This window comes from Methylobacterium brachiatum (assembly GCF_020523825.1).
GTDB lineage: Bacteria > Pseudomonadota > Alphaproteobacteria > Rhizobiales > Beijerinckiaceae > Methylobacterium > Methylobacterium brachiatum.
Genome location: NZ_JAJALK010000001.1, coordinates 415927 through 435420 on the forward strand (window position 1 = coordinate 415927; position 19494 = coordinate 435420).

The 19494-nt window shown below is 71.2% G+C and carries 20 protein-coding genes and 1 pseudogene; 9 read left to right on the forward strand and 12 right to left on the reverse strand.

Features of this window, described 5'->3' with window-relative positions; translation table 11 throughout:
• Positions 1 to 3: 3 nt before the first annotated feature.
• From fabI to LGR69_RS01990, 3 genes are read left to right on the forward strand one after another with little or no spacing between them, the layout of a single operon-like run.
• Complete coding sequence (gene fabI, locus LGR69_RS01980) at positions 4 to 777, forward strand: enoyl-ACP reductase FabI (protein ID WP_122160703.1); 774 nt, start codon at positions 4 to 6, stop codon at positions 775 to 777.
• Positions 777 to 2177, forward strand: a complete 1401-nt coding sequence (locus LGR69_RS01985) for a bifunctional enoyl-CoA hydratase/phosphate acetyltransferase (RefSeq protein ID WP_230365212.1) — start codon at positions 777 to 779, stop codon at positions 2175 to 2177. Before fabI ends, LGR69_RS01985 begins: the two co-directional genes overlap by 1 nt.
• Entirely contained in the window at positions 2174 to 3352 is a 1179-nt protein-coding gene (locus LGR69_RS01990) for an acetate/propionate family kinase (protein WP_230364997.1), read from the forward strand. Before LGR69_RS01985 ends, LGR69_RS01990 begins: the two co-directional genes overlap by 4 nt.
• A gap of 21 nt (positions 3353 to 3373) precedes the next feature.
• On the opposite strand, the gene LGR69_RS01995 is transcribed toward LGR69_RS01990, so the two are convergent.
• The 7 genes and pseudogenes from LGR69_RS01995 to LGR69_RS02025 all read right to left on the reverse strand — a co-directional run bounded on the left by LGR69_RS01995 (position 3374) and on the right by LGR69_RS02025 (position 10180).
• Positions 3374 to 4909: a bifunctional aminoglycoside phosphotransferase/ATP-binding protein gene (locus LGR69_RS01995; RefSeq protein WP_230364998.1), complete on the reverse strand. Its 1536-nt coding sequence runs from the start codon at positions 4907 to 4909 to the stop codon at positions 3374 to 3376.
• 21 nt (positions 4910 to 4930) lie between these two features.
• A pseudogene (gene mgtA / locus LGR69_RS02000) lies at positions 4931 to 7560 on the reverse strand (magnesium-translocating P-type ATPase).
• Between the two features lie 238 nt (positions 7561 to 7798).
• A complete protein-coding gene (locus LGR69_RS02005; RefSeq protein ID WP_230364999.1) occupies positions 7799 to 7918 on the reverse strand; it encodes a cytochrome ubiquinol oxidase subunit I in 120 nt (39 codons plus the stop codon).
• Positions 7919 to 8278: 360 nt separating this feature from the next.
• The gene (locus tag LGR69_RS02010) at positions 8279 to 8470 is read right to left on the reverse strand and encodes a hypothetical protein (RefSeq protein WP_230365000.1); all 192 of its coding nucleotides are present in this window, start codon (positions 8468 to 8470) and stop codon (positions 8279 to 8281) included.
• Between the two features lie 17 nt (positions 8471 to 8487).
• Positions 8488 to 9309 (reverse strand): universal stress protein, encoded by an 822-nt coding sequence (locus LGR69_RS02015; RefSeq protein ID WP_230365001.1) that lies wholly within the window; start codon positions 9307 to 9309, stop codon positions 8488 to 8490.
• Positions 9310 to 9449: 140 nt separating this feature from the next.
• Positions 9450 to 9806 carry a cytochrome C552 gene (locus LGR69_RS02020; RefSeq protein WP_230365002.1) on the reverse strand — a complete coding sequence of 119 codons (357 nt, stop codon included), beginning with the start codon at positions 9804 to 9806 and terminating at the stop codon, positions 9450 to 9452.
• Positions 9803 to 10180 (reverse strand): SPW repeat protein, encoded by a 378-nt coding sequence (locus LGR69_RS02025; RefSeq protein ID WP_230365003.1) that lies wholly within the window; start codon positions 10178 to 10180, stop codon positions 9803 to 9805. The genes LGR69_RS02020 and LGR69_RS02025 overlap by 4 nt, the downstream gene beginning before the upstream one ends.
• 181 nt (positions 10181 to 10361) lie before the next feature.
• Here LGR69_RS02025 and LGR69_RS02030 point away from each other — a divergent pair, with 181 nt between their 5' ends.
• The 5 genes from LGR69_RS02030 to LGR69_RS02050 all read left to right on the forward strand — a co-directional run bounded on the left by LGR69_RS02030 (position 10362) and on the right by LGR69_RS02050 (position 13335).
• Positions 10362 to 10880 carry a potassium channel family protein gene (locus LGR69_RS02030; RefSeq protein ID WP_230365004.1) on the forward strand — a complete coding sequence of 173 codons (519 nt, stop codon included), beginning with the start codon at positions 10362 to 10364 and terminating at the stop codon, positions 10878 to 10880.
• An 85-nt stretch (positions 10881 to 10965) separates the two neighbouring features.
• Positions 10966 to 11181 carry a hypothetical protein gene (locus LGR69_RS02035; protein ID WP_230365005.1) on the forward strand — a complete coding sequence of 72 codons (216 nt, stop codon included), beginning with the start codon at positions 10966 to 10968 and terminating at the stop codon, positions 11179 to 11181.
• A gap of 10 nt (positions 11182 to 11191) precedes the next feature.
• A complete protein-coding gene (locus LGR69_RS02040) occupies positions 11192 to 11449 on the forward strand; it encodes a hypothetical protein (protein ID WP_230365006.1) in 258 nt (85 codons plus the stop codon).
• Between the two features lie 341 nt (positions 11450 to 11790).
• Positions 11791 to 12438, forward strand: a complete 648-nt coding sequence (locus tag LGR69_RS02045) for a BON domain-containing protein (protein WP_230365007.1) — start codon at positions 11791 to 11793, stop codon at positions 12436 to 12438.
• Between the two features lie 87 nt (positions 12439 to 12525).
• Entirely contained in the window at positions 12526 to 13335 is an 810-nt protein-coding gene (locus LGR69_RS02050; RefSeq protein ID WP_230365008.1) for a universal stress protein, read from the forward strand.
• Positions 13336 to 13627: 292 nt separating this feature from the next.
• Here the strand turns inward: LGR69_RS02050 and LGR69_RS02055 are convergent, their stop codons facing one another.
• From LGR69_RS02055 to LGR69_RS02075, 5 genes are all read right to left on the reverse strand, one after another.
• Complete coding sequence (locus tag LGR69_RS02055; RefSeq protein ID WP_230365009.1) at positions 13628 to 14488, reverse strand: universal stress protein; 861 nt, start codon at positions 14486 to 14488, stop codon at positions 13628 to 13630.
• A 15-nt stretch (positions 14489 to 14503) separates the two neighbouring features.
• Positions 14504 to 14833 (reverse strand): c-type cytochrome, encoded by a 330-nt coding sequence (locus LGR69_RS02060; protein ID WP_230365010.1) that lies wholly within the window; start codon positions 14831 to 14833, stop codon positions 14504 to 14506.
• Entirely contained in the window at positions 14833 to 15648 is an 816-nt protein-coding gene (locus tag LGR69_RS02065) for a universal stress protein (protein WP_230365011.1), read from the reverse strand. Before LGR69_RS02065 ends, LGR69_RS02060 begins: the two co-directional genes overlap by 1 nt.
• A 195-nt stretch (positions 15649 to 15843) precedes the next feature.
• Positions 15844 to 16491 carry a BON domain-containing protein gene (locus LGR69_RS02070; protein WP_230365012.1) on the reverse strand — a complete coding sequence of 216 codons (648 nt, stop codon included), beginning with the start codon at positions 16489 to 16491 and terminating at the stop codon, positions 15844 to 15846.
• A gap of 26 nt (positions 16492 to 16517) precedes the next feature.
• Entirely contained in the window at positions 16518 to 16718 is a 201-nt protein-coding gene (locus tag LGR69_RS02075; RefSeq protein ID WP_230365013.1) for a hypothetical protein, read from the reverse strand.
• A gap of 132 nt (positions 16719 to 16850) precedes the next feature.
• On the opposite strand from LGR69_RS02075, the gene LGR69_RS02080 reads away from it, so the two are divergent.
• Positions 16851 to 19397, forward strand: coding sequence for a phosphoketolase family protein (locus tag LGR69_RS02080; RefSeq protein WP_230365014.1), 2547 nt, complete (start codon positions 16851 to 16853; stop codon positions 19395 to 19397).
• Positions 19398 to 19494: the final 97 nt, after the last annotated feature.

The window sequence follows — 19494 nt, forward strand, 5'->3', positions numbered from 1 at the left end:
GCCATGCCCCTCAAGCAGCCGCTTGCCGGCAAGGTCGGCCTCGTGGTCGGCGTCGCTAACACCCACTCCATCGCGACCGGCTGCGCCCGCGCCTTCCGCGCCGCCGGCGCCGACCTCGCGCTGACCTACCTCAACGACCGGGCGCGGCCCTACGTGGAGCCTGTCGCCCACGCGGTCGAGGCCGCCCTCCTGATGCCCCTCGACGTCGAGCACGAGGGCCAGCTCGAAGCCGTCATGGACCGGATCGCGGCGGGCTGGGGGCGGCTCGACTTCCTGCTTCACGCCATCGCGTTCTGCCCGAGCGACGACCTGCACGGCCGCGTGGTCGATTGCTCGAAAGCGGGTTTCACCCGGGCGATGGACATCTCGGTCCATTCGCTGATCCGCATGACCCGCTTGGCCGAGCCGCTGATGCGCGACGGCGGGTCGATCCTCACGGTCAGCTATTACGGCGCCGAGAAGGTGGTCCCGCACTACAACGTCATGGGTCCGGTCAAGGCCGCGCTGGAGGCGACGGTTCGGTCGCTCGCCGCGGAACTCGGCCCCGGCGGCATCCGGGTGAACGCCCTCTCGCCGGGGCCGATCGCGACGCGGGCCGCCTCGGGCATCGCGTGTTTCGAGGACATGCTGGCGAGCGCGATGGAGAAGGCCCCCGAGCACCGGCTGGTGACCATCGATGAGGTCGGTGCCGTCGCGGCGATGCTGGTCGGTGACGCCGCCCGAGGCGTGACCGGCAACGTGACCTTCGTCGATGGTGGCCTGAGCGTGGTGGCGTGATGGAACCGCTGCACTTCATCGAGAACCGCACCCTCGACGAGATCGCGGTGGGCGACACCGCCAGCCTGACCCGCACCCTGCGGGCGCAGGACATCAGCCTGTTCGCGCTGGTCTCCGGCGACGTGAATCCGGCCCATCTGGACAAGGATTACGCCGCCACCGACCGCTTCCACGGCGTGATCGCCCACGGGCTCTGGGGCGGGTCGCTGATCTCGGCCGTGCTCGGGACCGAGCTGCCGGGGCCGGGCACGATCTATCTCGGCCAGTCGCTGCGCTTCCTCCACCCGGTCCGGGTCGGCGACGCGATCACCGCCCGGGTGACCGTGCGCGAGAGAAACGCCGCAAATGCGCGCCTCGTGCTCGACTGCGTCTGCCTGAACGCCCGGGGCGACACGGTCATCACCGGCGAGGCCGAGGTCCTGGCCCCCACCGAGAAGGTGCGCCGGCCGCGGGCCCTCCTGCCCGAAGTCCATCTGCACGAGCGGGGCGTGCACTGGAACCGCCTGATCGCCGCGGCACGGGCCTTCGCCCCGGCCGCGACGGCCATCGTCCATCCCTGCGATGCGGCGTCCCTCGGCGGCGCCCTGGCGGCCCGGGAGGCCGGTCTGATCGTGCCGGTCCTGGTCGGACCCCGCGCCAAGGTCGAGGCGGCCGCCCGCGACGCCGGCCTCGCCCTCGATGGCATCGAGATCGTCGACGTGCCCCACAGCCACGCCGCCGCCGAGCGCGCGGTGGCTCTGGCCCGAGCCGGGACGGTGGCGGCGCTGATGAAGGGGGCGCTGCACACCGACGAGATCCTGACGCCCGCCTTCGCCCGGGACACCGGCCTGCGGACGGAGCGGCGGATGAGCCACGTCTACGCCCTCGACGTGCCGGACTATCCCAAGCCTCTGTTCATCACGGATGCCGCGGTGAATGTCGCGCCGAGCCTGGAGGACAAGCGCGACATCGTGCAGAACGCCATCGACCTGTGCCGGGCGCTCGGCCTCGCCGAGCCCAAGGTGGCGATCCTCTCGGCGGTGGAGACGGTCTCGACCAAGCTTGGCTCGACGCTGGACGCCGCCGCCCTGTGCAAGATGGCCGAGCGCGGCCAGATCACCGGCGGATGGGTCGACGGACCGCTGGCCTTCGACAACGCGGTCTCCCGCCAGGCCGCCGCAGCGAAGGCGATTGCCTCGCCGGTCGCGGGCGAGGCCGACATCCTCGTCGCGCCGGATCTCGTCTCCGGCAACATGCTGGCCAAGCAGCTGATCCACCTCGCGGGGGCCGACGCCGCCGGCCTGGTGCTCGGTGCGCGGGTACCGATCATCCTGACGAGCCGCTCCGACAGCCGGGAGGCACGGCTCGCGTCCTGCGCGCTGGCGCAGCTCTTCGCCCACCGCACCGGGACGCCCCCATGAGCCCGACGATCCTCGTGCTGAATGCCGGCTCGTCGAGCCTCAAATTCGCGCTCTACGCCGCGGGCACCGCGGAAATCCTGTGCCGGGGCGGCGTCTCCGGCATCGGCGGTGCGGTGAAGGTCGCGGCGACCGGTGCGGAGGCGTCGTTCCTCGACGCCGCGCCGCCGGTCGCGCATGACGATCACGAGACCGCGGTGGCGTGGCTGCTCGACGCGTTGCGCCGCACCCCGCGTCTTGCCCCCGGGGCTGCCGGGCATCGCGTGGTCCATGGCGGAGCGGACTTCGCCGATCCGGTCCGTGTCGATGATGCGGTGCTGGAGGCCCTGGACCGCCTCGTGCCCCTGGCCCCGGCCCATCAGCCACACAATCTCGCGGCGATCCGGGCCGTCGGGAAGGCCTGGCCCGGCCTCCCGCAGGTCGCCTGTTTCGATACCGCCTTCCACCGGACGGTGCCGCGGCTGGCGCAGCTGTTCCCGATCCCGCACGCCCTCACGGACGAGGGAATCGTCCGCTACGGCTTTCACGGCCTGTCCTACCAGCACATCGCAGAGGTGCTTCCGCAGATCGCCGGCGACGGGGCCGAGGGCCGGGTGATCGTCGCCCATCTCGGGCACGGCGCGAGCCTCTGCGCCCTGAAGGCGCGCCGCAGCGTGGCGACCACGATGGGGTTCACCGCCTTCGACGGGCTGATGATGGGCACCCGCTCCGGAGCCATCGACCCCGGATTGGTGCTCCACCTGATCCGCGAGCGCGGCCTGGATCCGGAGGCCGTCGCGGACCTCCTGAATGCGCGCTCCGGCCTCCTCGGAGTCTCGGGGCTGAGCGACGATGTCCGGGTGCTTCAGGACAGCTCCGATCCGCGCGCCGCCGAGGCCCTCGCCCTGTTCGCCTACCGGGCGGTGCGCGAGGCGGGCTCGCTCATGGCCGCGCTGGGCGGCCTCGACGCGCTCGTGTTCACGGCCGGCATCGGCGAGCACGCCCCTGCGGTCAGGGCGGCGATCTGCGCCGGTCTGGCCTGGGCCGGGATCGCCCTCGACGAGACACGCAACGAAGCCGGCGCCGGGCGGATCAGCCGGGACGGATCCGGGATCGCCGTCTACGTAATCCCGGCCGACGAGGAGGCGCCGATCGCCCGGGCGGTCGATCGTCTCGTGTTCGGCGCCTTGCCGGACTGACCGGGCTACGAGGCCGCAGCCTTATCGCCGGACGCGCGCCCGGCCGTCGTCGCACAGCGCGTGCACGGCGTCGCGCAACGCATCCAGGGGTTGCCCGGCATCGAGGCGATGCCAGACGATCGCCCCGGGGTCGCGCGCGAGCTGGCCGGACAGGACCGCCACGGTTGCGTCGGACGGATCGTTCGTCCGCCCCTCGACCCGGCGCGCCAGCGTCGCCGCCGGCGCTTCCAGCCAGATCCCGCAGAACCCGATGCCCAGCTCTTCGGCGGCCGCCGCGATGGCCGCCCGCGCGTCCGGACGGTCGAACACCGCATCCGCGACGGCGCAATGGCCGGCGGCCAGGACGCGCCGCGCCTCCCGTCGCAGCGCGGCATAGACCTGCGCCGAAACCGCCGGCTCGTAGGCCGCGGGCGGCAGACGCGTCAGGGCGTCGGCCCCGTGCAGGCGCTTGCGGATGCGATCGCTCGCCAGGATGCGGGCGCCCGGGGCTCGGCCGAGCCCCGGCGCGACCGAGGCGGCCACGCTCGACTTGCCCGAGCCGCTGAATCCCCCGATCGCGAGCAGTCGCGCGGGCGCCTCGGCGAGGAGGCTGTCGGCGAGATCGATATAGGCCCGCGCCTCCGCGATGGTGGCTGTGGGATCGGGCGCATCGGCCGCCTGGGCACCCGTGACGTGGGCACGGATCACCGCGCGCAACGCCATCAGGAACGGCAGCAGGCCGATCCCATCGGTCTCGTCGGCCTCGTCGAGGTAGCGATTGAACAGAAGGTTCGCGAGGTCGAACCGCGCCCGGTGCCACAAGTCCATCAGCACGAAGGCGAGGTCGTAGAGGACGTCCGTCGTCGCGATGTCCTCGCTGAACTCGATGCAGTCGAACGGCGTCGGCACGCCCTCGAACAGGCAGATGTTGCGCAGGGTGAGGGCGCCGTGACAGCGGCGGACCTTGCCGGCGGCGCGGCGCGCATCGAGGAGCGTTGCGTGCCGCTCCAGGGCCGCACGGAAACGCGCCGACAGCGCCTGGGCCTCGGCCTCCGGGACGAGGCCGGCGTTCCGGAGCGCGGCATCGTTCATGGCGATGAGCTTCGCGATGGCGGCGGTCCCACCGTGGTCGCGGCTGATCGCGGCGTCGGCATGGAACGCCGCGATGCGGTGGGCGAGGTCGGCGATGTGGGTGGGGCCAAGGCGTCCGGACCGCGCCATGGCGTCGAACAGGTCCGCCTCGGGAAACCGCCGCATCTCCACCACCGCGTCGACCAGCGCGCCGGACCCGTCGAAGGTCAGCGCGCCCCCGGGTTCGCGCGTGATCCGGCGGACGCCGCAATAGAGCGCGGGCGCCGTGCGCCGGTTGAGCGCGACTTCCGCCTGGCAGGCCGCGAGCCGGAGCTCGGGCGTCGAGAAATCGAGATAGGGGAAGCGGACCGCGCGCTTGCATTTGAGCACGCGATCTCCCGCCAGGAACAGGCTGGAAATATGCGTGGAGACCCTCTCGACCGTCCCGTCGCCCGCCAGTGCGCGGGTCAGGAATTGCGCGACGTCGATCTGGCTCTCGGGCAGCATGCGGGGCGTCCTCGACGGGGATCAGGCGGGTCTCGTCCGGACCCGCTCCGCGGATACGGCCGCCCCCGCGCCGGCCGTGCCGACCGACCCGAGGGCGAACGGTTTCACGATCTCGGCCACGACCAGGTACGCGACGGTGATCGCGGCGATTCCGGCCAGGACCGGGGCGGGCGGCACGACGAAGCCGATCCATGCGCCGGCCGGCGTGAACGGGAGCGCGAGCGCGACCGCCAGCGCGAGCAGCGAGGACCCGGCCAGCACGGCGCTCGGCCGATTGTGCCAGGGGCGCCCGATCGTGCGGATCACGAAGATGACCAGGATCTGTGTGGCCATCGATTCGAGGAACCAGGCGGTGCGGAACTCGTCCGGCCTGGCGCCGAAGACGACGAGCAGGAGCGCGAAGGTCGCCAGATCGAACAGGGACGAGAGCGGTCCCATCACGCCGGCGAACCGGATCAGCCGCGCCATGTCCCAGGCCTGGGGCCGCGCAACCGCCTCGTCCGGCACGCCGTCGAACGGGATGCCGACCTCGGACAGGTCGTAGATCAGGTTGTTGAGCAGGATCTGGGTGGGCAGCATCGGCAGGAACGGCAGCGCCACCGAGGCCGCGGCATGGACAGCATGTTGCCGAAATTCGAGCTGGCGCCCATGCGGACGTATTTGAGGATGTTGGCGAAGGTCCGGCGCCCTTCGGTGACGCCGTCGGCCACGACCGCAAGGTCGGGGGCGAGCAGGATCATGTCGGCGGCGGCCTGGGCGACACCGGTGGCACCTTCGACCGAGAGGCCGATATCGGCCTGCCGCAGCCCGGGCGCGTCGTTGATGCCGTCGCCCAGGAAGCCCACCACCGCGCCGTTGGCCTTGAGGGCCCGCACCACCCGCACCTTCTGGTCCGGCGTGAGGCGGCCGAAGGCTTCGACCTCGCGCACCCGCACGGCCAGGGCCTCGTCGGTCAGGGCCGCGACCTCAGGGCCGGACAGGGTGACCTCGGCCTTCAGGCCGACAAGTCCCGCGAGGCGGCGCACCACGACCGGATCGTCGCCGGACAGGATCTTCACGTGCACGCCGGCCTGCGCGAGCCGGGCGATGGCCGCGGCGGCGGTCGCCTTGGGCGGGTCGGCGAACGCGCAGAACCCCTCGAACACGAGATCGGCCTCGTCCCCGGGCTCGACCGCGCCGACCGGCCCCGTCCAGACCCGCGAGGCGATCGCGATGCTGCGCAGTCCCGCCTCGGCCAGCGCCTGCACCCGGCCGAGCGCCTGCTCGCGCTCCGCCGGGGAGAATGGCCGGACTTGGCCGTCCGCGCGCCGGCTGGCGCAGGCCGCGAGCACCGCCTCCGGCGCCCCTTTCACGATCAGGATTGCCCCCTCTGGGCCCTCGGCCAGGATCGAGCCGGTCCGCTTGGCGTAATCGAAGGCCCGGCGGCTCGCGAGGCGCCATCCCGCCGCCGCACCGGGCTCGGCCCGGACCAGGGCGGCGTCGAGGGAGCCTCGGTCGCCGCCGAGATCGGCCGCGATGGCCGCGAGCCTGGCAGGCCGCGAATCCTCGCCGCCGGCGGCGTCGAGGCTGCGGGCCAGGGCGATCTCCGCGGAGGTCAGGGTGCCGGTCTTGTCCGTGCACAGGATCGTCATGGCGCCCAGATCGTGGATGGCGGCGAGCCGCTTCACAATCACCTTGCGCTTGGCCATGCGCAGCGCGCCGCGCGCGAGCGTCACGGTGGTGATCATCGGCAGCAATTCGGGGGTGAGACCGACCGCCAGCGCGACGGCGAAGAGCAGCGAGTCGAGGACGGGCCGGCCGAAGGTGACGCGTAGGGCGAGGACGGCGATGACCAGGGCCATCGTCAGCCGCGCGACAACCAGGCCGAACGCGCGCAGGTCGTTCTGGAAGGGCGACGAATCCGCGGCCTCGGCCAGGGATGCCGCCGCAGCGCCGAACACCGTGGTGGCGCCCGTGGCGGCGACCAGGGCGACGGCCTCACCCGTCTGGGCGACCGCGCCGCGGAACAGCGCGTTCGACGCCTCGGCCGGGCTCGCCGCGGTGACGGATCCGGGGCGCTTCTCCACGGGATAAGGCTCGCCGGTCAGGGCGGCCTCCGCGGCCGTGAAGGCGCTGGCCTCGATGATCAGGGCATCGGCCGGGACGATGTCGCCGGCCCGGACCCGTATGATGTCGCCGGGCACCACCGCGTCGACCGGGACGGTGACGAAGCCGCCGTCACGCCTGACCTCCGCCTTGAGCGCCACCGACCGGCGCAGGGCTTCCGCCGCCCGGAGGGCATGCCCCTCCTGGACCGTGTCGAGGCCGACGGAGAGCGTGAGGATGGCGGCGATGATCACCCCGCCGATCCAGTCGCCGGTCACGATCGAGACCAGCGCCGCCGCCAGAAGGATGAGCGAGAGCGGCTCCATGAACCGCCGCAACACCGCCCGCAGGGCGCCCTCGGTTCGTGCGGCGGCATCGACGTTGGCCCCATAGGCGCCCAGCCGACGGGCGGCCTCCGCGGACGAGAGGCCGTCGAGACCGCAGGCCAAAGCTGCCGACAGGCTCTCGGGCGTTGCCGTCCAGAAACTCGGCTCGGGCGGTCCGGGGCGCGGCCCAGTCGGCGAAGCGGTGGTGGGGGAACGTTGAAAGAGGGCGCGTCTCGACATCGAGGAATTCCGTTGACGCAGGCAGCGACCCGGGCATGGCGCCGCTCAAACCGATGCGCACTGGCCCGGTCCCGCGAATGCCGCGGCAGCCCACGGAGCCGCGGGAGGGGGCTGTTTCTCCCTGGGGGGGGCGGGCGTCGCGGGCCACCCGGTTCGCTTGGCCCGCGACGCGCCGGGCCCGTGGTGGTCCGATATCACCCGGCCTTCGGCAGCCACCGGCGCAGGAGGGCGATGGCCGTCAGCCCGGCGATGCCAGCGGCCTGATGGTGAAGGTGGGGAACAGGACGTGCCAGACGACGGTGAGGGCGAATTGCGCGCGGGCGAGGTCCACCGCGCTGGGTAAGGTAAGGGGCGGCATCGGGTACTCCGGCTGAGCCTAAAACTTTCGACTCGGTGCCCCATGCTTGGCCGGTGCGGTCCGCGACGCCTTGCGCTGGATCAAGACAGGTGCGGTATCGGCGTCGCGGCGCAGGGGCTCGGTCGGACCGGACGCGGCCAAACCTTTGAGAACCCCGCCTTCCTGAACGGCCGGACTCTGCGGGCTGATGGCGGCCTCTTCTGGCGATCGGAATGAGGCCGGCTGCGTCGCGCGGGCGCGGCCGCGAGCAGAGCCCGGCCATGCCCATTCCGCATCCGACGCGGCGGCGCCGGAGATGACCGCTACACAGCGGGACCGAGCATCAGCTCCCCCGGTGAGAGGCAGTCGGCGGCCGCCCGTTCAGGGCACGATCTCGGGCGGCATCCCGCCGGGGATGCCGAGCGGCTCGTTCGCCGGCGGGACGTCCTCCCGCCCCGGGCCGGGCATGCCCAGCGGCTCGGGGAGCGGGTCCTGGCTGGGTTCCGGCGGGTGGGCCGGGGTCGGCGGCGGGAAGCCCGGATCGGGCTGGCCGGGCTGGCTCGGATTGAACATCGGCGTGCTCGCGCAGCTCAGTGGGACATGAGGCAACAGATGGAGGCGTTCTTGAGCAGGTCGCGCGTGACCCCGCCGAAGAACCACTCCCGCAGGCGGCTGTAGCCGTAGGCGCCGGTCACGATCAGGTCGGCGCCGAACGCGCTCGCCCCCGTCCGGAGGTCGTCCGCCACGGTCCAGCCCGAGCGCTTGGCCTGCAGCGCCCTCGCATTGACCGCGTGCAGCGACAGGTAGCGGACCACGTCCTCGATCTCGGATCGGTTCTCGACATCGTCGGCGATGCGCATCACCTGAACGGCCTCGGCCCGCCTGAGGATGGGCATGGCGTCCGACAGCGCCCGGCGCGTCTGGGGCGTGTTCTTCCAGCCGACGACGATGCGTTCGGCCGCCAGGTGCTCGGTGCCGGGCGGGACCGCCAGGACCGGGCGGCCGAGCCCCATCAGCACGTCACCGATCTCGACGGCCATGCCGGGCGTGACGCCCTCGTCGTCGGCGTAGCGTCCGACGACGATGAGGTCGGCCGCCCGCGCCTGCTGCTCGAGGAAGCGGACCGGAGGCTCGAGATCGGAGCGCCACTCGACGCGGTCGTTGAGGCAGGCGGCGTGTTGGAACACCTGCTCGGCACCTGCGAGGCCGTTCAGGGCCGCCTGGCGGATCTCTTCGATGACCATGCCCATGGGCACGGCCGTCTCGCCGTACCCTTGCGGGTAATCGGGCCGGCAGGCGGCGGTGCCGATGAGGCGCGCGCCGAGACGGAGCGCCAGGTCCGACGCGAGCCGGACCCGTGCTGGGGCATGCAGGCCGTCATCGACCGCGACCATGATGCTGGCGTAGGACATGGGGCTCGCTCCTGCGAGAGGGGGATCGAAGGACCCAGCTTGCGGGCGCTCGGGTGACGCGGCCTTGATCTGTCTCAACCCCCGGTCGTCGTGGGCGGGAGAAGGGAGCCGCTGCTGCGCGTGCAGCGCGCCGCGTCGTTTCAGCGGCTCCCGGGTTCGGAAGCCTTCAGGCCGAGAATGTCGTCGATGACCGCGTCCGTCTCGTCCCTGTTCAGCCGCAGGCTCGGCATCCGCTGATGGTGGCTTTGCAGGAAGACGTTGAGGGCGAGCCCCGTCGTCGACGGCATATGGGCGATGCTCACGAAGGACGGGCCGACGAACCCGCCCTCCTGCGGTTCGCGTCCCATGACGTGGCACTGGCTGCAGAGCTGCACGGCGACGGTCCAGCCCCGGACGCGATGGTTTTCAGCGCAGGCAGCAGATGCCGGGTCGCAGGCGCGGGCGATCAGCAGGCCGGCCAGGATTGCGGTTCGGACGGTGCGGATCGAGCTCGTCATCGCGCGTCCGCGCGCCGGAGCCAGGCCGCCGCGGAGATCGTGGCCATGCACCCGAAGGCGAGATGGGCCCATGTGGCGTTGTCGTTCGCCGCGAACCCGAGCACCCAGGGCGCGACGAGGGCCCAGATGCCGATCAGCAGCACGGCCCGTTCCAGGACGGCCCGGAAGCAGAACCGGTCGGCCCCGTAGAGCGTCGTGATCAGCAGGCCGGGAACGAGCGCGGAGGCGGCCGCACGGCTCTGATCCGTGGAAATCATAACCCAGGCCGCCAGCACCAGGGCGGCACCGGCCGCCGCCTGCAAGGTGCCGGCCGGAAGGCCGATCCCATGCCAGGCTGGCGGAGCGGCGGTTGCGCGATGGTTCGGAGAGGACATGCGACGCCTCCAGGCCACGGTCCCGGCAGCGGCCGCGACGTGCGGAGTCGATCCTTCCGCGCGCTCGATGGCTCGGCCTTGATCTGGCGCAAAGACGCGGGCGCCCGGGGCCTTGAGGCAGGTCAATGACGCGCCCGCTTCATCGGGCAGGCTTCGGCTGGCACAGAGTCCGGATCGCGCCATGCTCCTCGCCATGACGGCCAGCGTCGTCCTCGTCGTCACGACGATCCTGGTGCTCTACGAGACGCTGCGGCTGACCTCGGAGCACCTGTCGGACCTCGCGATCCCGCCCCGCGCCCGCATCCTGGCCGTGGTGCTGATGACCTTCGTGGGCCACACCGCCGCGGTCTGGATCTATGCCGGCGCCTACTGGCTGCTGGTACTCCAGCTCGGCGTCGGCGCCTTTGCGGGCGCGCCGGTCACATCCTTTGAGGATTGCCTCTACTTTTCGGTCGTGGCCTACACCTCGCTCGGCTTCGGCGACCACTTTCCAACATCGCATACCCGGCTGCTGGCCGGGGTCGAGGCGCTGAACGGCCTGCTCCTGATCGGCTGGTCGGCCTCGTTCACCTACCTCGCGATGGAGCGGTACTGGCCCCTCCACGGGAAGGCCCGCGCGCATCGGGCAGCCGGGGCCAGCAGCGACACGATGGCGGCGCCTGGCCGGGAACGCTTCTTCCCGCCGACGCCGGGCGGCTGATCGCAGGAGCGTCCTTGCGCTGGATCAAAGCGGCGGCGTCCGAGGCCCCGCAGAGTCGGTGACTCACGCGTTACGGAGGCCCGCGATGCGCACCTATCTCGTCACCATCCGCAAGCTCGTACCGGACGGCTGCGGACACGACCATCGCGCCCTCCAGAAGCGCGTCGTGGTCGCCGCGCGTTCGGATGTCGCCGCGGCCTACGCCGCCAAGGCGATGTTCTGCGAGGCCGTCGGCATCCTCGACTGGCGGCTGCGGGCCGATACCTGCGACGTCGTCGAACTTCCCAAACTGGCCGCCTGAGGAGCGAGCGATGAGCCACGATCTCGCCGAACCGGTCCACTGGCGGGGCCGGCAATGGGCCGTCACCGGCTACGGCATCGAAGCGCTGGACGGGCGGTACCATGTCCCGTTCTCCGAGATCTCGGAGGCGAGTCGGGGCCGCATGGCCTGGTTCGACGCCCTCTGCCGCCGGTACGGAACCGATCGCGACGACCTGGCCGCGGCCCTGAAGATGGCCCAGGCAATCCGGGCGGACACCGCTGATGCCGGCTCGAAACCGGCGCCATGAGCGCGCCCACGCTCCTGCCGCGCAGGACGATGGCGATCCGGAGGCACCGAGCGCGCGGTCGGATCGTTTCATCTGCGACGGCCGCGGGGCCTGTGGCTGGGGATGTCCTGATCGACGCCGGTGTCCCGGTATTCGAGCGGGGGTTCGCCGCCAAAGCGATGATCGAGGCGATGGCGTCCCGCTACCCGTATCCGGGCCGTTGCGAGGATGGCGGGCGCTCGTCGATGCGCGGTTGGATCGACTCGGCTGAGACCTTTGCGCTGGATCAATGTTCGATTGCCGGCCGAACCTAGTGTCAGCATCGGCCGGGTGCGGCCCGGGCATCTGCGAGGAGATTTCCGATGAGCGACAAGCTGATCCGCCAGAACGTCGTCGATGAACTCGACTTCGAGCCGAGCATCGACGCGGCCCATATCGGCGTCGCGGTCGACAACGGCATCGTGACCCTCACAGGACATGTGCGAAGCTACGCGCAGCGCACGAGTGCGGAGAAGGCGGTCCGGCGGGTGCGCGGCGTGCGCGGCGTTGTCGAGGAGATCACCGTGCGCTTCGCCGGTGAGACGCCGCCCCGCGACGAGGACTTGGCCATTCGGGCGGTGCAGATGCTGGACTGGTCGGCCACCGTTCCGAAAAACGCTGTGCAGGTTCAGGTGAACGGGGGCTGGGTGACGCTGACCGGTCAGGTCGAATGGCAGTACCAGAAAGAGGAAGCCTACCGGTCGATCCGGCGCCTCGCCGGCGTGTCCGGCATCATCAACGCGATCGAGGTGACGCCGAAGGCGAGTGCGCCCCATGTCCTGTCGAAGATCGAAGCGGCGCTCAAGCGCAACGCCGAGATCGAGGCGGATGGGATCAAGGTGACGGTCAAGGACGCCAAGGTCATCCTCGAGGGCAAGGTGAACGCTTGGTACGAGCGCGGCCTCGCCGAGAACGCCGCCTGGTCGGCCCCGGGCGTTCGCGCCGTCGAGGACCGCCTGACCCTGGCTTAGACCCATGCGGGGCGGGGTGGCAGGGCCATCGATCCGGCGCACCCCGCGGACGTCTCCATCACCTGTCCGTCCTTCCGGAGTCCTGCCATGACCTACGCAAGCATCATGGTCGCGGTCGATCTCGGCGACCAAGCGCGTCCCCGCACCGGCCTCGCCGCGGATCTGGCCGACACGTTCCACGCCCGGCTCATCGGCCTCGCTGCGCAGATGCCGGATTATGGCGGTTGCCCGGTCGGTCCGACGCCGGGGGGAACGTACGGCATCCCGGCAATCCGGGACGCCGTCCTGAACGATCTCAGCCGCGCCCGCACGGCGTTCGAGGACGCCGCCCGTGGGCGAAGCCGGATCGAATGGCGGTCGAGCCTCGATTTTCCGCTGGCCTTCCTGACTTCGCAGGCCGCCGCCGCGGACCTCGTGGTGCTGGGACGCGGCGATGACGGAGATCCCTGCATGGCGGTCGATCCCGGCGATGCCGTGATGCGCCTCGGCCGCCCGGTTCTGATCGTGCCGCCCCGGGTCGATCATCTGGAGGCCCGGCGCGTCGCGATCGGCTGGAAGAACACCCGCGAGGCGCGCCGGGCGGTCCAGGACGCCTTGCCGTTCCTCAAGCGCGCGTCCCAGGCCGTGATCGTGTCCATCGACGATGGGCGGGGTGCCGCCGATACGCGGGATGTCGTCGGCTTCCTGCAAGCCCATGACGTGGACGCGACCAGCGTTGCCCGGGATGCCCTCGGTGCCCCAGCCTCCGAAGCCCTTATCGACGTGGCCGCCGAATACGGCGCCGATCTGATCGTCACGGGCGCCTACGGCCATGGCCGCCTGCGCAAATGGGCCTTCGGCGGCGTGACCCGGGACCTGCTGGCCGGTGCCCCGGTCTGCTGTCTGATGAGCCACTGATCGCCGCAACGACGCGCGATCGTGCAGGCCGCGACACTGCGCAGGCTCGCCGCTATGGCCCCCGGCATTTGCGGCGGATGCGGAGGTCGTGCGCGCGCGTAACGTACCGTCGGAGTGCGGGCCGCTGCCGGATCGTCGGACCAGCCGCGTGATCGTGCCGGTCAACGGCCGGTGTTGATCCGCCTTCGGATTTCGAACGCCGCCATCGGATCGTCGGAAACCGGGGCCTGCCGGCCCGCAATCCGTGCCGCGCTGGTCGCGGAGGCGGCTCGATCGCAATCGCGCAAAAACGTCAGTGCGCCATCAGGACCGGCAGGCGCGCGTGCTCGATGACATGGCGCGTGACGCCCCCGAGCAGGAACTCGCGGACGCGGCTGTGAGTGTAGGCGCCCATCGCGAGCAGGGAGGCGGTGCGCCGTTCGGCCTCGCCGAGGATCGCCGCGCCGACCGATGTCCCGTCATGAATCGGCAGGGTCACGGCCTCGGCCACGATGCCATGCCAGCGCAGATACGCGCACAGGTCCGCGGCTCGCGCTTCGTCGAAGCGCTCGGTCTGCGCATGCACGACCGTGACCCGCGTCGCCTCGTGCAGCAACCCGATGGACTGGCCGATGAGGCGCGTCGCCTCCAGGCTGCCGTTCCAGGCCACGAACACATGGTCCAGCAGATCGTGCGGAACGGTGTCGCCGACCATCAGCGTCGGCCGCCCCACCGAGAACAGGGCCGTGTCGAGCGCGCGCCCCGTGAACGACACGTTCGGATCGGGCCGATCGACCACGACGAGGTCATGGACGCGTCCGGCCAGGGTCAGGAGCGGCTCGACCTCGCCGTAGAGCTCGGTCCAGGTCGCGAAGGTGGCGTCGAGGCGCTCGGGTCTCGCGATCAGCGGCACGGACCTGCGCTCGCACCAGGCCTGCAGGGCGGACTTGCTCTCCGCCGCCGCGGCGCGCACGCCCTGCTCGATCGCCTCGACCGTCCTGGCATCGAGGGGTACGAGGCTCGCCATGCCGGCCAGCACGTGTTCCGGCCCGGGCGACAGGAAGCTGACGCCGATATGGGCCTCGAGGCGGCGACCGAGGCGCAGCGCCGCCTCCAGCCTGTGGGTGGGATCGATCCCGGGGGCGGTGGGGACGAGCAGACAGCGCATGGACATCGGGGGACTCCTCGCTCAGCGCGCAAGGGATCTCAGGTAGGCGATGAGGGCGTCGGCCTGGTCGGGCTCGAACCGGAACTCGGGCATGCTCGGATGCCCGGTGCGAATGCCCTCGGTAAGCGCCTCGCCCAGATCCTCGACGGGATAGCGCGTGTGAACCTCGCGGAAGGGCGGCGCAGCGCGCCACGGGCTGGTTGCGGCGCGACCCACGGCATGGCAGCGAGCGCAGTGCGTCCTGGCGAGGGTCTCGCCCTGGTGCACCTGCCGGTCCCAGGCCGCGGCCTGACCACCCTGGACAGCCAGCCATGCGGCAAGGGCCGCCGCGAGGGGAGAGGCCGCGCCCATCAGTGGCTCATCAGGCAGCAGAGCGACGTGCCCTGCAGCATGTCCCGGGTGGCACCGCCGAGGATCCACTCGCGCAACCTGGAATGGCCGTAGGCGCCCATGACGATCAGGTCCGCCTCCTCGCGCCGGGCGAACCGGCGCAGCTCGTCGGCCGCACCGGTCTCGGGCTGGTGCAGCGGATGGGTGCTGACGTGGACGCCGTGACCGGACAGGTACGCCGCGACATCCGCGGCCCCCTCCTGGCCCGCGCCGGCCCCGACCACCGCGACGTGGACCCGGTCGGCCCGGGTCAGGAACGGCAAGGCGTCGTGGACCGCCCGGCGCGCTTCGCGCGTGTCCTTCCAGGCCACCACGATCCGGCTGGCGGCAAGGCGCTCGATGCCGGGCGGCGCGACGAGGATCGGACGCCCGACTTCCATCAGCAACGCCCCCACGGGAACGTCCATCAGGCCCGGGTCGCCATCGCCCGGGCCGCGACGGCCCATCACCACGAGATCGGCCGCGCGGGCCTGCTCGATGAGGTAGCTCAACGGCTCGGCCAGGGCGGAGCGCCATGCCGTCTTGACCCGCATCCCGGCCTCGCGCTCGAACAGCGCCCGGGCCTCGGCCAGATCCTCGCGCGCCCGCTGCTCCTCGATCGCGAAGATGCGTTCCGACGCGTCGGGGCTTTCCACCGGGATCATGGTGACGACCTGCCGCGCGGCGACGCCGGTCAGCTTGGCCTCGAAGCGCTCGGCGATGCCGGCGGCGAGCTGGATACGGTCCGCGGCCGCGGCCCCGAGATCCACCGAGACCATGATGTTGCAGATCGTCATGACCGCCTCCCGTTCTCGGCCTCGTTGATCCCGCGGAGGCACCCTCGCGCCCTTTTCCGGGCCGGACGTTGATCCACCTCAAAGGGAAGTCTTGCCGGCTTCGAGGCGGGTCGACCGTGGATTCACGGCACGAGGATGCCGGCGCCCTGGAGGGCGCCGGCCCCTTTCGGAACCCCGGCGAGCAGCCGCGCGCCCTTATCCTGCCAGGGTCAGGCGATCCTCGACGGCCCGCACCCCGGGCGCGGACCAAGCGGCACGCTCGGCCAGATCGCGCTCGCGCCAGACATCGACGCATCCGTCCAGGATGACCACGTCGCCGTCCACCTCGACGCGGATCGTGTCCGGATCCTTGGCGTTCCGTTTCAGGGCCGCCAGGATGCGGGCCTTCACCGCGTCCGGCTGGACCGGCGGCGTGACGGCGATGAGATTGACGATGTCGGTGACCCCGGCCAGGCGGCGCAGGGCCTTATCGACCGCCGCCTTCTGATGGTAATGGGGCACGCAGCCCTGCAGGGTCACGCAACCCTTCGCGACCTTGATCTCGACCGATCGCTCCGGAACCTGCACGTCCCATTCGAGGACCTTGGCACACCGGTCGGCGAGGGCCTCGTCATCGACCCGGACGCTGTCCGGAGGGCGGACGCCGATCTGCTCGACGACGGCGCGGACGCCGCGGACCCGGAGCGCGACGCGTTCCGCGATGCGCTTCTCGGCGTAGTTCCGGACATGCCCGGTCAGGGTCACGACGCCGTTCTCGACTGCGACCCCGATCTGCGCCGCGTCGATCATGGGGGCGAAGTCCAACTCGTCCGTCACGTGCCGGCGTACGGTCCTGTCGTCCATCTCAGGTCTCCTCCGGTCACCGGGCCTTACAGGGCCAGCCCGAGCAGCGCCGGCGTCACCACCGCGGCCGCGACAGCCAGGGCCAGCGCCTGGAAGCTGCCGATGGTCTGGTAGCGTGCGGCATCCGCGATGATCCTGGCGCCGGCGTCATTGCCGGCCTCCAGCGTGATGGGCGGCCGTACGCTGCGGGCTGTCGTGCCGTGTGTGGATCGCAGCACCAGAATCATCGTTCGCTCCCGTCTCGTCTGACGGGGCCATCCTGCCGGGTCGGTCCACGGCCGCGTTGATCCACGTCAACGCCGTTCACCTGCCGCGCCGGCATCGTCGCCCCTGAGATTCGCATCTCCTGGGAGCCCGACATGGACGCATCGCACGAGCCGAGGGACAGCCGCAGCCGCGCACGCCCGGACGCCGGGAACGACCTGGCCTTCGTGCCGGGCCCACTCGGACCGGACAGCCTCCGGCGGATCGACGCGTATTGGCGCGCGGCCAACTACCTCTCGGTCGGCCAGATCTACCTGATGGCGAATCCGCTGCTGCGCGAGCCGCTCAAGCCGGAACACATCAAGCCGCGGCTTCTCGGCCATTGGGGCACGACGCCGGGCCTCAACTTCATCTACGCGCACCTGAACCGGGCCATCTGCCAGCGCGACCTCGATATGTTGGCGGTCTGGGGACCGGGCCATGGCGCGCCGGGGCTTGTCGCGAACGCGTATCTCGAGGGGACCTACAGCGAGATCTACCCGGACGTGGCGCGCGATCTCGATGGGATGGGCCGGCTGTTCCGGCAATTCTCGTTCCCGGGCGGCATCCCGAGCCACGCTTCGCCGGAACTGCCGGGCTCGATCCACGAGGGCGGTGAGCTCGGCTATTCGCTGACCCACGCTTTCGGCGCGGCCTTCGACAATCCCGGCCTGATCGTCGCCTGCGTGGTCGGCGACGGCGAGGCCGAGACGGGCCCGCTCGCCGCCGCCTGGCACTCGAACAAGTTTCTCGACCCGCGTCACGACGGGGCCGTCCTGCCGATCCTCCATCTCAACGGCTACAAGATCGCCAACCCGACGCTGCTCGCCCGCATGCCGCAAGACGAGCTGCGCAGCCTGCTGATCGGCTACGGCTACGAGCCGACCTTCGTCGCGGGCGACGACCCGGCCTCCATGCACCAGGCGATGGCGAAGGCGCTCGACGCGGCCTTGGACGACATCGCGCAGATCCAATCGAGCGCGCGCAGCGGCGGAGCCGGGCGGCCGCGCTGGCCGATGATCGTGCTGCGCAGCCCCAAAGGCTGGACCGGCCCGAAATCCGTCGACGGGAAGCCGGTGGAGGGGACGTGGCGCGCGCATCAGGTGCCGGTCGCGGCCGTGCGCGAGAACCCCGACCATCTCGCGATCCTCGAACAGTGGATGCACGCCTACCGGCCGGAAGAGCTGTTCGACGTCGACGGTGCGCTCGTGCCCGAACTCGCGGCTCTGGCGCCGAAGGGCCCCCGGCGCATCTCGGCGAACCCGCATGCCAACGCGCACGGAACACGCGCCCTGCGTCTGCCGGATCTGCAACGCCTCGCCGTTGCCGTGGCAAGTCCGGGCCGCTCAGTCGCCGAAGCGACCCGGGCCCTGGGGACTTATCTCCGCGAGGTCCTGACCCTCAATGCGGAGGCGCGCAACTTCCGAATCATGGGTCCGGACGAGACCGCCTCGAACCGGCTGGACGCGGTGTTCGACGTTACGAACCGCGCCTGGCAGGAAACGCTCCTCCCGGGGGACGACCATCTCGCCCGCGACGGGCGCGTCATGGAAGTTCTGAGCGAGCATCTCTGCGAGGGCTGGCTCGAAGGCTACGTGCTGACCGGCCGGCACGGCCTGTTCGCGACCTACGAGGCCTTCGCCCACGTGGTCGATTCGATGGTGAACCAGCACGCCAAGTGGCTGAAATCCTCGCGCGACCTGCCCTGGCGGCGGCCGGTGCCGTCCCTGAACATCCTGCTGTCCTCCCATGTCTGGCGCCAGGACCATAACGGCTTCAGCCACCAGGATCCGGGCTTCATCGACTTCGTGGCCAACAAGCGCGGCGACACCGCCCGGATCTACCTGCCGCCGGACGCGAATAGCCTGCTCTGCGTGACCGACCATTGCCTGCGCACCTATGACCGCATCAACGTCGTCGTGGCCGGCAAGCAGCCCGCCCTGCAATGGCTGACCCTGGACGAGGCCGCCAAGCACTGCGCGGCCGGAGCCGGGATCTGGGATTGGGCCTCGAACGCGGGCGATGCGGCGCCCGACGTGGTCATGGCCTGCGCCGGCGACGTCCCGACCCAGGAAACCCTCGCGGCGGTCGACTGGCTGCGCCGGCACGTGCCGGAGCTGCGGGTGCGGGTGGTCAACGTCGTCGATCTGATGACCCTGCCTTCGCCGGACATCCACCCGCACGGGCTCGACGATTCGACGTTCGACGGTCTGTTCACCCACGACCGGCCGGTGGTCTTCGCCTATCACGGCTATCCGTGGCTCATCCATCGGCTGACCTACAGGCGGACGAACCACGCCAACTTCCACGTCCACGGCTTCATCGAGGAGGGCACCACCACGACGCCCTTCGACATGTGCGTGATGAACCGTCTCGACCGGTTCCATCTCGCGCTGGCCGCGTTGCAGGCCGTCCCGCGCCTCGGGGAGCATCGCGAGCGCGCCGAGCGCGCGCTCCGGGAGATCCTGGCGACGCATCGGGCGTTCGTCCGCCGGACCGGCGACGACCTCCCCGAGGTCAAGGACTGGACCTGGCCGGAACGGCCTCCGTCGGCGCATTCCGACCCGCGCCGGATCGAGGGCGACATCATGCAGGGCGGTCCGGAGACCGTGGAGGCTCCCCGCCCGGGCGAGACCGTGGATAGCTGGATCGCCACCCGGTAAAGCCAGGCGATGATGCACCGAATTTCGGGCAACAAATCAACCCGAAGGCCAAACCGCGCTTTCGGGTCGATGCTGGCTCGCAGGCGTGTCCTCCCGC